General features: G+C 73.8%; 14 protein-coding genes. 8 read left to right on the forward strand and 6 right to left on the reverse strand.

What is annotated here, in order from left to right:
- Window positions 1-2: 2 nt before the first annotated feature.
- From rimI to ACWDAS_RS09325, 3 genes are read left to right on the forward strand one after another with little or no spacing between them, the layout of a single operon-like run.
- Window positions 3-497, forward strand: a complete 495-nt coding sequence (rimI, locus tag ACWDAS_RS09315; RefSeq protein WP_450388509.1) for a ribosomal protein S18-alanine N-acetyltransferase — start codon at window positions 3-5, stop codon at window positions 495-497.
- Window positions 490-1,605 carry a tRNA (adenosine(37)-N6)-threonylcarbamoyltransferase complex transferase subunit TsaD gene (gene tsaD / locus ACWDAS_RS09320; RefSeq protein ID WP_450388253.1) on the forward strand — a complete coding sequence of 372 codons (1,116 nt, stop codon included), beginning with the start codon at window positions 490-492 and terminating at the stop codon, window positions 1,603-1,605. The genes rimI and tsaD overlap by 8 nt, the downstream gene beginning before the upstream one ends.
- Window positions 1,602-1,862 (forward strand): hypothetical protein, encoded by a 261-nt coding sequence (locus tag ACWDAS_RS09325; protein ID WP_450388254.1) that lies wholly within the window; start codon window positions 1,602-1,604, stop codon window positions 1,860-1,862. The genes tsaD and ACWDAS_RS09325 overlap by 4 nt, the downstream gene beginning before the upstream one ends.
- A gap of 28 nt (window positions 1,863-1,890) precedes the next feature.
- Here ACWDAS_RS09325 and ACWDAS_RS09330 read toward each other — a convergent pair whose 3' ends face one another.
- Window positions 1,891-3,069: a THUMP-like domain-containing protein gene (locus ACWDAS_RS09330; RefSeq protein WP_450388255.1), complete on the reverse strand. Its 1,179-nt coding sequence runs from the start codon at window positions 3,067-3,069 to the stop codon at window positions 1,891-1,893.
- A gap of 62 nt (window positions 3,070-3,131) precedes the next feature.
- Between ACWDAS_RS09330 and ACWDAS_RS09335 the strand changes: the two genes are divergently transcribed.
- The 4 genes from ACWDAS_RS09335 to groL all read left to right on the forward strand — a co-directional run bounded on the left by ACWDAS_RS09335 (window position 3,132) and on the right by groL (window position 7,376).
- Window positions 3,132-4,493 (forward strand): hypothetical protein, encoded by a 1,362-nt coding sequence (locus ACWDAS_RS09335; protein WP_450388256.1) that lies wholly within the window; start codon window positions 3,132-3,134, stop codon window positions 4,491-4,493.
- Window positions 4,493-5,047 (forward strand): NUDIX hydrolase, encoded by a 555-nt coding sequence (locus tag ACWDAS_RS09340; RefSeq protein ID WP_450388257.1) that lies wholly within the window; start codon window positions 4,493-4,495, stop codon window positions 5,045-5,047. The genes ACWDAS_RS09335 and ACWDAS_RS09340 overlap by 1 nt, the downstream gene beginning before the upstream one ends.
- 267 nt (window positions 5,048-5,314) lie before the next feature.
- The gene (gene groES, locus ACWDAS_RS09345; RefSeq protein WP_018562788.1) at window positions 5,315-5,623 is read left to right on the forward strand and encodes a co-chaperone GroES; all 309 of its coding nucleotides are present in this window, start codon (window positions 5,315-5,317) and stop codon (window positions 5,621-5,623) included.
- A gap of 124 nt (window positions 5,624-5,747) precedes the next feature.
- Complete coding sequence (groL, locus tag ACWDAS_RS09350) at window positions 5,748-7,376, forward strand: chaperonin GroEL (RefSeq protein ID WP_450388258.1); 1,629 nt, start codon at window positions 5,748-5,750, stop codon at window positions 7,374-7,376.
- A 61-nt stretch (window positions 7,377-7,437) separates the two neighbouring features.
- Here the strand turns inward: groL and ACWDAS_RS09355 are convergent, their stop codons facing one another.
- From ACWDAS_RS09355 to ACWDAS_RS09370, 4 genes are all read right to left on the reverse strand, one after another.
- Entirely contained in the window at window positions 7,438-8,142 is a 705-nt protein-coding gene (locus ACWDAS_RS09355) for an ester cyclase (RefSeq protein ID WP_450388259.1), read from the reverse strand.
- A gap of 71 nt (window positions 8,143-8,213) precedes the next feature.
- On the reverse strand, window positions 8,214-8,999 hold the full coding sequence (locus tag ACWDAS_RS09360) for an SDR family NAD(P)-dependent oxidoreductase (protein WP_450388260.1): 786 nt from the start codon (window positions 8,997-8,999) through the stop codon (window positions 8,214-8,216).
- Between the two features lie 10 nt (window positions 9,000-9,009).
- Window positions 9,010-9,669, reverse strand: a complete 660-nt coding sequence (locus tag ACWDAS_RS09365) for an MOSC domain-containing protein (protein ID WP_450388261.1) — start codon at window positions 9,667-9,669, stop codon at window positions 9,010-9,012.
- A 75-nt stretch (window positions 9,670-9,744) separates the two neighbouring features.
- Complete coding sequence (locus ACWDAS_RS09370; protein WP_450388262.1) at window positions 9,745-10,800, reverse strand: aminotransferase class V-fold PLP-dependent enzyme; 1,056 nt, start codon at window positions 10,798-10,800, stop codon at window positions 9,745-9,747.
- An 84-nt stretch (window positions 10,801-10,884) separates the two neighbouring features.
- On the opposite strand from ACWDAS_RS09370, the gene ACWDAS_RS09375 reads away from it, so the two are divergent.
- On the forward strand, window positions 10,885-11,799 hold the full coding sequence (locus tag ACWDAS_RS09375) for a LysR family transcriptional regulator (protein WP_450388263.1): 915 nt from the start codon (window positions 10,885-10,887) through the stop codon (window positions 11,797-11,799).
- Between the two features lie 68 nt (window positions 11,800-11,867).
- Here ACWDAS_RS09375 and ACWDAS_RS09380 read toward each other — a convergent pair whose 3' ends face one another.
- Entirely contained in the window at window positions 11,868-12,182 is a 315-nt protein-coding gene (locus ACWDAS_RS09380; RefSeq protein ID WP_319138961.1) for a WhiB family transcriptional regulator, read from the reverse strand.
- Window positions 12,183-12,213 lie beyond the last annotated feature (31 nt).

The following is a 12,213-nucleotide window of genomic DNA, read 5'->3' on the forward strand; positions in this document are numbered from 1 at the left end:
AGATGCGCTGGTGGGACCTGGACCCGGTGATGGAGCTGGAGCACCGGCTCTTCCCGGACGACGCGTGGTCGCGCGGCATGTTCTGGTCCGAACTGGCCGACGCGCGGCACCCGTCGGCGACCCGGCACTATGTCGTGGCCGAGGAAGGCGACGGACAGGTCGTCGGCTACGCGGGGCTGGCCGCCGTCGGCGGCACCGGGGACGTGCAGACCATCGCCACCGCCCGCGAGCAGTGGGGCAGCGGCCTCGGCGCCCGGCTGCTCGGGGAACTGCTGCGCCAGGCCACCGCCTTCGAGTGCCACGAGGTGCTGCTGGAGGTGCGGGTCGACAACGTCCGCGCGCAGCGGCTGTACGAGCGCTTCGGCTTCGAGCCGATCGGCTTCCGCCGCGGCTACTACCAGCCGGGCAACGTCGACGCGCTCGTGATGAGACTCGGCGAGCTGCCGGCATCCCCTGACGTACCGGGACTACAAGGAACAGAGACCACCCATGGCTGACGAGCCCCTTGTCCTCGGCATCGAGACGTCCTGCGACGAGACCGGTGTCGGCATCGTGCGCGGGCACACCCTGCTCGCCGACGCGATCGCGTCCAGCGTGGACGAGCACGCGCGCTTCGGCGGCGTCGTCCCCGAGGTCGCCAGCCGCGCGCACCTGGAGGCGATGGTCCCCACGATCCAGCGCGCGCTGAAGGAGGCCGGCGTCGCCGCCTCCGACCTCGACGGCATCGCCGTCACCGCCGGCCCCGGGCTCGCGGGCGCGCTGCTGGTCGGCGTGTCCGCGGCCAAGGCGTACGCCTACGCGCTCGGCAAGCCGCTGTACGGGGTCAACCACCTCGCCTCCCACATCTGCGTGGACCAGCTGGAGCACGGGGCGCTGCCCGAGCCGACGATGGCGCTGCTGGTGTCCGGCGGGCACTCCTCGCTGCTGCTGGCGCCCGACATCACCGGCGACGTACGCCCGCTGGGCTCCACCATCGACGACGCGGCGGGCGAGGCCTTCGACAAGGTCGCCCGCGTGCTGGGCCTCGGTTTCCCCGGCGGCCCGGCGATCGACCGCGCCGCGCGCGAGGGCGACCCGAACGCGATCCGCTTCCCACGCGGCCTGACCGGCTCCAGGGACCCGCTGTACGACTTCTCCTTCTCCGGACTGAAGACGGCCGTGGCCCGGTGGATCGAGTCCAAGCGCCGCGAGGGCGTGGACGTGCCGGTCGCGGACGTGTCCGCGTCCTTCCAGGAGGCCGTCGTCGACGTCCTGACCCGCAAGGCGATCCGGGCCTGCAAGGACAACGGCGTCGACCATCTGATGATCGGCGGCGGCGTCGCCGCCAACACCCGGCTGCGCTCGCTGGCCCAGGAGCGCTGCGAGGACGCGGGGATCATCCTGCGTGTCCCGCGGCCGAAGCTGTGCACGGACAACGGCGCGATGGTCGCGGCGCTGGGCGCGGAGATGGTGGCCCGCGGCCGGCCGTCCTCCACGTGGGACCTGCCCGCGGACTCCTCGCTGCAGGTCACGGACGTGTCCGTGCCGGGCCACACGCACGAACACGGTCACGGCCACGCCCACGACCATCTGCACGAGCTCAGCAAGGACAACCTCTACTCGTGACCGTCGCCCTGATGTGGGAGGCCCGCGCCGTCGAGGGCCGCGGGCCAGAGCTGCTGGCGTGGGCCCGCGCGTGCCCGCTGTCGCCGGCACCGCTGCGCCGGGAGACCTTCTCCGCCCCGCAGGACCGGGTGCTCGTCATCACCTGGTGGGACGCCCCGTACGACGCCGGGCTGCCCGAGCTGCCGGAACCGGGCGAGGGGCTGGCCCGGCGGGCCGTCCACCGCTGGCGCTTCGAGTCGGTGGAGGACAGCCCCTGAGCGCCCCCAGGCGGCCTCCGGGCTACCCCTAGGCCGGTGCCGGGGTGCCCAGCAGCATGCTCGGGGCGCCCGCGACCCGGGTCAGGAAGACGGTGGCCGCGTTGGGGCCCTGGGGCTTGACCCGGCGGCGCAGCTCCTCGGGCTCGACGGCCGAGCCGCGCTTCTTGACGGTCAGCACGCCGACCTCGCGTTCGCGCAGCAGCGCCTTGAGCCGCTTGAGGTTGAAGGGCAGCACATCGGTGATCTCGTACGCGGAGGCGTAGGGCGTGATGTGCGGCTCGTCCGAGGTGACGTACGCGATGGTCTCGTCGATCAGCCCGCCGCCGACCTGCGCCGCCACGTCGGCCACCATGTGGGCGCGGATGACCGCGCCGTCGGGCTCGTACAGCCAGCGCCCCACGGGGCGCACCCGCGGGTCGGGCAACCCGGCGGCGGGCAGGGTGGCGCCCGCCGGGAGCAGTGTCGCCCGGCGGGTGCCCGGCGCGGTGCCGAACCAGAGCACGGCCTCCTTCACGTCACCGTGGTCGGAGACCCACTCCGCCTCGGCGTCCTCCGGCACGGCCTCGTGCGGGATCCCCGGCGCCACCTTCAGCGCGGCCAAGGGCGCCACGCGCGCCGCCGCCACCGCCCACGACAGCGGCGGGGAGTACGCCTCGGGGTCAAAAATCCTGCCCCGACCGCCACGCCGGGCCGGGTCCACGAACACCGCGTCGTACCCCTCCGTGCCGACCTCGGCCACATCGGCGCAGCGCACCTCGATCCGCCCGGCCAGCCCCAGTGCCTGCGCGTTCGCCCGCGCCACCGCGCAGGCCAGCGGAGAACGGTCGACCGCCAGCACCTCCACCCCGGCGCGCGCCAGCGGGATCGCGTCCCCGCCGACCCCGCAGCACAGATCGGCCAGCCGCCGCACCCCGAGCGCCGCGAACCGCTCCGCCCGGTGCGCCGCCACCGAGGCCCGCGTCGACTGCTCGACCCCGTCGGGCGTGAAGTACATCCGGTAGGCGTCCTCCCCGAACTTCGCCACCGCCCGCTGCCGCAGCCGCGCCTGCGTGAGCGCCGCCGACACCAGCCCGGCGTCGTGCTCCCGCCGCAGCCGCGTGGCGGTGGCCAGTTCGCCGGCGGGGTCGTAGTCCCGCAGGGAGGCCAGCAGCGCCTGCCCCTCGTCGGTCAGCAGTGCCGAGAACGCGTCGAGATCCACGTCGTCCATTGTCCCGCGCCCCCGGCGCGTGCTGGACTTGCCCGGTACGGGCGGCGGCGAGGGGGGCGGAGATGACGGCAGTGCTCAGCACGGAATGGGACTCCTTACGGCAGCGGGCCACGCTCAGCGCCGGCGCACCCGGCCGCGCCGCCCCGGTGGAGCGCGCGGACGCGCGGACCCGGGCGGAACTGCTCGGGCGGCTGCGCTGGGAGGTCCTCCAGGGCGGCGGCCTCTTCCTGGCCTACTCCCAGTTGCTCGACGGCGCCGCCTTCGCGGTCCTGCGGCCCGCCGAACTCCTGGACGAGCTCGCGCTGCGCGCCGTCGGCGGCGGGGCGATGGTGCCGATCCGGGTCAACGCCCGCGGCGCGGACCTGGCGGGGCAGCTCGTCGCGCTGCTCGCCCGTGGGTTCCTCTTCTCCTCCCTGCCGCTCCCCGACGAGCAGTGCCTGCGTCTGCAGCGCGAACTCGGCGCCCGCGCGGACGCCGCCGCGGCCGCCGCGACCCTCGCCGCGGAGGGGCCGGCCGTCACGGCGGACCGGCTGCTCGCGGCGACCGGGGTCCTCGGCACCCCGTTGCGCCGTCGCATGGTCAGCCGCTGGAACGACTGGCTGGAGGCGGCCGATCGCGGCCAGTTGGAGGTCAGCGAGCTGCGGCCGGCCGACTGGGCGACCGCGTACGCCGTGCAGCCCCCGCCCCCGCCGGGGATGCCGGCCACCGACGAGGGACGGGCGGTGCTGGCCGCCTGGGCCGGCGGGGAGTTCGACGTGGACGGCATGCCCCACCGCAGCCGCCTGCACGAGCGGCTCGCCCCCCTGCTGCGCGCCCCCGCCCCGGCCGTGCGGGCCGACGCGGAGGCACTGCGCGACGCCTTCGACGAGTCGTACTACCGGGCGATCGCCGCCGGTGAGGGGTGCGCGCTCGGGCTCAGCGCCACCCGGCACGGCGTACCGCGCGCGGAGGCCGAGGCCCTGGGGGAACACACCCCGGTCGTGGCCTGGCCGACCCGCTTCCAGTTGCGGCTCGGGCTGCTGACCGCGGCGCAGTGGCAGCGTTTCACCGACGACGCCGCCGACGCGCTGACCGCGTGGTGGCAGCGGCGCGACCTCGCCGCGCTCCAGGATGTCGGCGACATGCTGGGCGGCAGGACGAAGGAGCCCCCGGAAGGCGGCGCGGACGAGGTGCCGGTGACGCGTGTCCAGCGCATCGCGCGGGTGGTCCGCGGGCTGGGCACGGAGACGGCGGCGGCGGGCGGGCTGAGCGTCGCCGCGGGGGTGCTCGGGCAGGGGACGCTCGGGGCGTTCGCGGCCGGCGCGGCGGGAGCCCTGGCCCCCGTGGTCGTCGCGGCCGTGTCCGCGGGGCTGCCGCGCTTGCGGGGCTACCGCGGGCGGTACGACGTGATGGAGTTCCCGGCGAGCCCGCGGGGGGCGGTCTGATGGACACCGAGGCGGTACGCACCCGCACCCGCAAGGCGTACGGCGACGCCGAGGGCGGGCGCTGGTGCGAGGTCCACCTCGACACCTACCGGCTGCCCTCGGGCGCGGAGGTGGAGCTGCACCGGGTCCGGGTCGGCGGCGGTCGCACAGGTGTCGTGGTCCTCGCCCGGCGGGGTGACGATGTGCTGATGGTCCGTCAGTGGCGCCCCGCGGTGGGCCGCTGGGCCTGGGAGCTGCCGCGCGGCTTCGGTGAGACCGACCCCGCCGCCGACGCGCTGCGGGAACTGGCCGAGGAGACCGGCCTCGCGGGCTCCGCGGCGACGGTCGTGGCCCGGCTGGACGTCGACTCCGGGCTGCTGGAGAGCCAGGTGGCCGTCGTCGAGGTCACCGTCGCGCAGGACGCCGTCCCGCGGCCCGGCGCCGCGGGGGAGGGTGAGGTCGCCGACGCGCGCTGGTGGAGCCCGCGGGACGTCGCCGAGGCCGTCCGCGCGGGCGAGTTGCGCGACGGCTTCACCCTTGCCGCGCTCGGTGCGTGGAGCGCGTCGCGCACGTGAGCGGCGGGGCCGGGAGGGGCCCGGACGGGTCCGGAACCGCGCGTCCGGGCGGGCCGTTCTCCCGCCGGAAGCGCACCGCGTACGGCGCGGCGTTGGCACTCCGCTTGACCGAGTGCTAAGCGCGTCCTAATCTCAGACCTGGCACTCAGCCATGCCGAGTGCCAGCACAAAAGCGACGGGCAGGTCCGGCACCCGCGACGACGGGCCTACCAGGTCGCCACCCCAGACAGACACTCCCGTGAGCCCTTTGAAGGGGGAGGTCGGATCGTGACGACCGCCAGCACCAAGGTTGCCATCAAGCCGCTCGAGGACCGCATCGTGGTCCAGCCGCTGGATGCCGAGCAGACCACCGCCTCCGGCCTGGTCATCCCGGACACCGCCAAGGAGAAGCCCCAGGAGGGCGTCGTCCTGGCCGTGGGCCCGGGTCGCTTCGAGGACGGCAACCGCATCCCGCTCGACGTCAAGGTCGGCGACATCGTGCTGTACAGCAAGTACGGCGGCACCGAGGTCAAGTACAGCGGCGAGGAGTACCTCGTCCTCTCGGCTCGCGACGTCCTCGCGATCGTCGAGAAGTAAATCCGGCGCCGCTCGTAATCGAGAAATGCCGTGATCACGCCCCGGGTACACCGAGTCCTCGCACGGACCGGGGACCCGGGGCGCGGTCTTTGACGAGAACCCAAAGACGAGGAATTCCGCCGGTATGGCCAAGATCCTGAAGTTCGACGAGGACGCCCGTCGCGCCCTCGAGCGTGGCGTCAACAAGCTCGCCGACACCGTGAAGGTGACCATCGGCCCCAAGGGCCGCAATGTCGTCATCGACAAGAAGTTCGGCGCCCCGACCATCACCAACGACGGTGTGACCATCGCGCGTGAGGTCGAGATCGACGACCCGTACGAGAACCTCGGCGCGCAGCTGGTGAAGGAGGTGGCGACCAAGACCAACGACATCGCTGGTGACGGCACCACCACCGCCACCGTGCTCGCCCAGGCGCTGGTCCGCGAGGGTCTGCGCAACGTCGCCGCCGGCGCTTCCCCGGCCGCCCTGAAGAAGGGCATCGACGCCGCCGTCAAGGCCGTCTCGGACGAGCTGCTCGCCACCGCCCGCCCGATCGAGGGCAAGGAGGACGTCGCCGCCGTCGCCGCGCTGTCCGCCCAGGACAAGCAGGTCGGCGAGCTGATCGCCGAGGCGATCGACAAGGTCGGCAAGGACGGTGTCATCACCGTCGAGGAGTCCAACACCTTCGGCCTGGAGCTGGACTTCACCGAGGGCATGGCCTTCGACAAGGGCTACCTGTCGCCGTACTTCGTGACGGACCAGGAGCGTCAGGAGGCCGTCCTGGAGGACCCGTACATCCTGATCACCCAGGGCAAGATCTCCTCCATCCAGGACCTGCTCCCGCTGCTGGAGAAGATCCTGCAGGCCGGTGCCTCCAAGCCGCTGCTGATCATCGCCGAGGACGTCGAGGGCGAGGCCCTGTCGACCCTGGTGGTCAACAAGATCCGCGGCACCTTCAACGCGGTCGCGGTCAAGGCCCCCGGCTTCGGCGACCGCCGCAAGGCCATGCTGGGCGACATCGCCACCCTCACCGGCGGCACCGTCGTCGCCGAGGAGGTCGGCCTCAAGCTCGACCAGGTCGGCCTGGACGTGCTCGGCACCGCCCGCCGCGTGACCGTCACCAAGGACGACACCACCATCGTCGACGGCGCCGGCGAGTCCTCGGAGATCACCGGCCGGATCAACCAGATCAAGGCCGAGATCACCGCGACCGACTCCGACTGGGACCGCGAGAAGCTCCAGGAGCGCCTCGCCAAGCTGGCCGGCGGCGTGTGCGTCATCCGTGTCGGCGCGGCCACCGAGGTCGAGCTCAAGGAGAAGAAGCACCGTCTGGAGGACGCCATCTCCGCGACCCGCGCCGCGGTCGAGGAGGGCATCGTCTCCGGTGGCGGCTCCGCGCTCGTCCACGCGGTCAAGGTGCTCGACGACAACCTCGGCAAGTCCGGCGACGAGGCCACCGGTGTGGCGGTCGTCCGCCGCGCCGCGGTCGAGCCGCTGCGCTGGATCGCCGAGAACGCCGGCCTGGAGGGCTACGTCATCACCTCCAAGGTCTCCGAGCTGGAGAAGGGCCACGGCTTCAACGCCGCGACCGGCGAGTACGGCGACCTGGTGAAGTCCGGCGTCATCGACCCGGTCAAGGTCACCCGCTCCGCCCTGGAGAACGCCGCCTCCATCGCCTCCCTGCTCCTCACCACCGAGACCCTCGTGGTGGAGAAGAAGGAGGAGGAGCCCGCCGAGGCCGGTCACGGCCACGGCCACGGCCACTCCCACTGAGCTGTACCGCGAAGGCCCCCGTTCCCGCCCGGGAACGGGGGCCTTCGGGCTGTCCACGGCCCTAGGACGGCAGCCTGATGACGCCCATCTGGCTGAGCATGCCGAGCGAGTCCCAGTGCCACCAGCCCTCGGCGATCCTGCCGCCCTCGAAGCGGAAGGTCGTGGTGCCGACGGTGGAGACCTCCTTGCCGCTCGGCGGCATCCCGCGCATCTCCCCGGAGTTGGTGCCGCGCCAGCTCCACCTGGTCACCACCCGGTCGCCCTCGGCGATCTGGTCCTCGACGGTGAACCCGAAGTCCGGGAAGCCGTGCCGGTACGCGAGGGTCTCCTCGCGGAGGGCGTCCGGGCCCGTGGTGTCCTCGTCCATCCCGATGTCGTGGTCGAGGTATCCGGCCGTGAACATCTCGTCGTACCCCGCCGGGTCGTCCCGGCCGCACAGCTCCTGGAAGAAGCGGCGGCACGTGGCCTTGTTGAGCTGCTCGTCACGGAGGACGTCGAGGTCGGTGAAGGTGGGGGCCTCCTCGCAGAGGGCGACCATCTCCTCGAAGATCCGGTTGGTCTCGGGGAGCGTGGAGTTCCGCATCGCCTCCTCGTAGGAGGGGAACTCCACGATCTCCACCAGGTGGTCCGCGCCGGAGCGGTCCCGGCCGACCATGGAATGGGTCGCGGTGCGCTTGCCCTTCGTCGCCTCGATCCAGGTGTCCATGAGCCGGTTCATGTCGTCGTACCTGCTGGTCCTGCAGTCGATGATCTGGACGAATGTCATGGCGCCCTCCCGGGGGCCGTGCGCTGGGCGATCCCCGAGTCCGCCGTCCATTTTATGGGGGAATGCCGCTGCTAGTCGCGGGGGTAGACCGGCCCGAAGCGCCGTCCCGCCTTCGTCGAGGCCCGGCCGAACGCGCCGGTCGGGGCCAACCTGGCCGCGGCGACCGCGGCCTTGTAGCGGGGGTCGGGCACGCTCAGGGAGCGGCCGCGGGCCAGGTCGCGGATGGCCGCCGCGACGACCTTGTCCGCGTCCAGCCACGCCCAGCCGGGGATGTTGCCGGTGTCCATCCCGGCCCGCTGGTGGAACTCGGTGCGGACGAAGCCCGGGCACAGCGCCAGCAGCCGTACCCCGGTGCCCGCCAGTTCCCTGGCCAGGCCCTGGGTGAAGCTGACGACCCAGGCCTTGCTCGCCCCGTAGGTGCCGCGCGGCACGAAGGCCGCCACCGAGGCCACGTTGATCACGAAGCCGCGGCCGCGCTCCCTCATGGCCGCGGTCGCGGCCCCGGTCAGCCGCAGCACGGCCTCGCAGTGCACCTTGAGCATGGTCAGCTCGTCGGCCATCGGCACGTCGCCGAAGGCTCCCCGGTTGCCGAAGCCCGCGTTGTTGACCAGCACACCGACCGGCCGCTCGCGGTCGCGCAACCGGGCCTCGACCGTCTCGATGCCCTTGTCCGTCGACAGGTCGGCCGGCAGCACCTCCACGGTCACCGCGTACGCGCTCCGCAACTCGGCGGCGCACTCCTCCAGCCGCTGCTCGTCGCGCGCGACCAGGACGAGGGCGTGACCGTCGCTCGCGAGCCGGCGCGCGAAGGCCGCGCCGAGACCCGCGGTGGCTCCCGTGATGAGTGAAGTCGTCATGCCCCGCAGGCTAGTGCCCGCCCGAACGTCTGCGGGCCGCGGCGCGGACCTCCGCCGGGAGCGCGTCCGCCGCGAGCAGCCGGGGGAGCAGCTCCGGCTCCAGGGTGACCGCCCGGAAGGTCAGGGCGACGGTCACCTCGTGGTCCGGGCGGTGGACGACCTCGACCCGGTCGCCCGCCCGGATCTCGCCGGGCTCGGCGACCCGGAGGTAGGCGCCGGGCAGCGCCGCCCGGGTGAACCGCTTGATCCAGCCGCCCTGCTCCAGCCAGCCCTGGAACGTTCCGCAGGGGATGCGCGGGCAGGCCACCTCCAGGACGGCGCCGCCCGGGCCGCCGATCCGCCAACGCTCGCCGATCAGCGCCTCGTTGACGCACAGTCCCAGGGTCGTCAGGTTCTCCCCGAACATGCCGTTGCGCAGCGGCAGGTCCAGCTCGCGCTCCCAGTCGTCCAGGTCCTCGCGGGCGTAGGCGTAGACGGCCTGGTCGGTGCCGCCGTGGTGCGCCGCGTCGAACACGCGGTCGCCCGCGAGAGCGACCGCGCCGGTGCCCTTGGGGCCCGGGGCGGTCACCGCCACCGGGCCCGCGACGGGGTGCTTGTCGATGCCCGTCGTCCCGACGTCCTTCCACGGATTCGGACGGGGGCGGCCCACGTTCACCGAGAGCAGCTTCATGCCCCGACCGTACGGCGGCCGCCGGGCTGCCGGCGAAGCGTTTTCCCGCGGCCGCCGCCGCGACCGCCCCGCGGCTCACTCCGCGAGCACGCCGAGAAGCCGGTCCACGTCCGTCTCGGTGTTGTACAGGTGGAAGGCCGCCCGCAGATTGCCCGCGCGGGCCGAGACCCGGATGCCGGCGGCGGCCAGCCGCTCCGCCGCGTCGCCCAGGCCGGGGACGGCCACGATCGCCGAGGGGTGCACCCCGGAGGGCACCGGCTTGTGGCCCAGCCGCAGCAGGCCCGCCCGGAAGTGCTCGGCCAGTGCGATGTCGTGGGCGCCGATGGCCTCGACGCCCAGTTCCTCGACCAGCCCGAGCGAGGCCGCCCCGGCCAGGTACGGCAGGAGCGGCGGCAGCACGTCGAACCGCCGTGCGGAGCGGGCGAGATGCGCCACCGGCCCGTAGCAGTCGCCCCACGGGTCCTCGGCCGCGTACCAGCCCGCGAAGTGCGGCGACAGCCCGTCCTCGGCGCCCTCCCGCACGGTCAGGAAGGACACCCCGCGCGGGGCGAGCAGCCATTTGTAGCCGCCGCACACGACGTAGTCGAAGCCGCCCGCGCGCAGCGGCAACCAGCCGACCGCCTGCGTGGCGTCGACCAGCACGCGCGCCCCGTGCCGCGAGGCGGCCTCGCGGATCGCGGCGAGGTCGGCGACCCGGCCGTCCGCGGACTGCACGGCGCTGACGGCGACGAGGCCGGTGGTGGGACGTACGGCGTCGGCGACGCCCTCCAGGGGCACGGTGCGCACGGTGACGTCGGAGCGTGAGGCGAAGGGGTTGACCAGCGAACTGAAGTCGCCCTCGGCCAGCACGACTTCGGCCCCGGCGGGGAGGGCTGCGGCGATCATGCCGACGTGCGTGGTGACGGAGGAGCCGACCGCGACCCGGTCGGCGGCGACGCCGGTGAGACGGGCGTAGGTGGCGCGGGTGGCGTTGAGGGCGCGCTCGTCGCGCACCCAGTCGTCGGTGCCCCCGGACCAGGCGGCCGCGGCGGTGCGCAGCACCTCGGCGGCGCGGCGCGGCCCGATGCCCGAGGAGGCGGTGTTGAGGTAGGTGATCCCGGCGTCCAGCGCGAATTCCCCGGTGATGTCCATGGTTCCTCAGCCTGCGCCCGGGGCTGCCCAAAGTCCATCATCGTTCCCCGCACCGGACCCCCAAGCAATGCTTATGCTCGAGGCGTGTTCGAGGCCCGCCACCTCCGTGTGCTGCGCGCCGTGGCCCGCACCGGCTCGCTGTCGGGCGCCGCGCGGGAGCTGGGCTGCACGCAGCCGGCGGTCAGCCAGCAGATGAAGGCGCTGGAGCAGTCCGCGGGCACACCGCTGCTGGTCCGCGGCGGCCGGACGACCCGGCTGACCGAGGCGGGCGAAGCGCTGGCGCGGCACGCGAGCGGGATCCTGGCGGGACTGGCCGCCGCCGAGGAGGAGGTCGCGGCGATCGGGGGCCTGCGCGCCGGGCGGGTGCGGCTGGTGTCGTTCCCGAGCGCGGGTCCGTCCCTGGTGCCCACCGCCCTGGCGGCGATGCGCGCCGCGCACCCGGATGTACGGATCACGCTCGCGGAGGCGCAGCCGCCGCGCGCGGTGGAGATGCTGCGCGCCGGGGAGTGCGAACTGGCGCTGGCCTACCGCTACGAGGGCGATCCGGACGGAGCGCAGTGGGACGGGCTGCTGGTGCGGCCGCTCCTGCCCGACCGGCTCTTCGCGGTGCTGCCGGCCGGGCACGCGCTGGCCCGGGGCGGTGGTCCGGTGCGGCTCGCCGAGCTCGCGGACGAGCCGTGGATCGCGGGCTGCCCGCACTGCCGGCGGCATCTGGTCGAGCTGTGCGGGCGCGCGGGCTTCGAGCCGCGGATCGACTTCGCCACCGACGACTACCCGGCGGCGATCGGCCTGGTGGCGGCGGGGGTGGGGGTCTCGGCGCAGCCAGGCCTCGCACTGGAGGCGGTGCGGCTCCGCGGGGTGGCCGTACGGGAGCTGAGGCCGGCCGTACGCCGTGACGTGGTGGCCCTGACGCTGCCCGACCTGGCTCAGGTGCCGGCTGTCGACATGATGCTGGGGCGGTTGCGGCTCGCGGCCCTGCGCGACCGTCCGGCGGGCTGAGGGCGCGCCGCGACGGAGGCCCCGTCGCTTGTGATGAAACGTTTCCTCGGCGGCTGGTGACCGGTGTGTCAGTGACTGCCGGTGGCGTGCGAGCTCATGACCCGGTTCCGGGACCGGCCCATCATCTCCTCGCGCTCGTCCTCGGTGAGTCCGCCCCAGACCCCGTAGGGCTCGCGGACCGTCAGAGCGTGCGTCGCGCATTCGGCGCGCACGGGGCAGCGCATGCACACCTCCTTGGCCGCCGCCTCACGCGCGCTCCGGGCGGCGCCGCGCTCTCCCTCGGGATGGAAGAACAGGGAGCTGTCGACACCGCGGCAGGCGGCGACCAGCTGCCAGTCCCAGAGGTCGGCGTTGGGGCCCGGGAGGCGGGAGAAGTCTGCCATTGCTCATCTCCTCGAGAGGTGGGCTGCATCG

The organism is Streptomyces sp. NPDC001070, assembly GCF_053598835.1.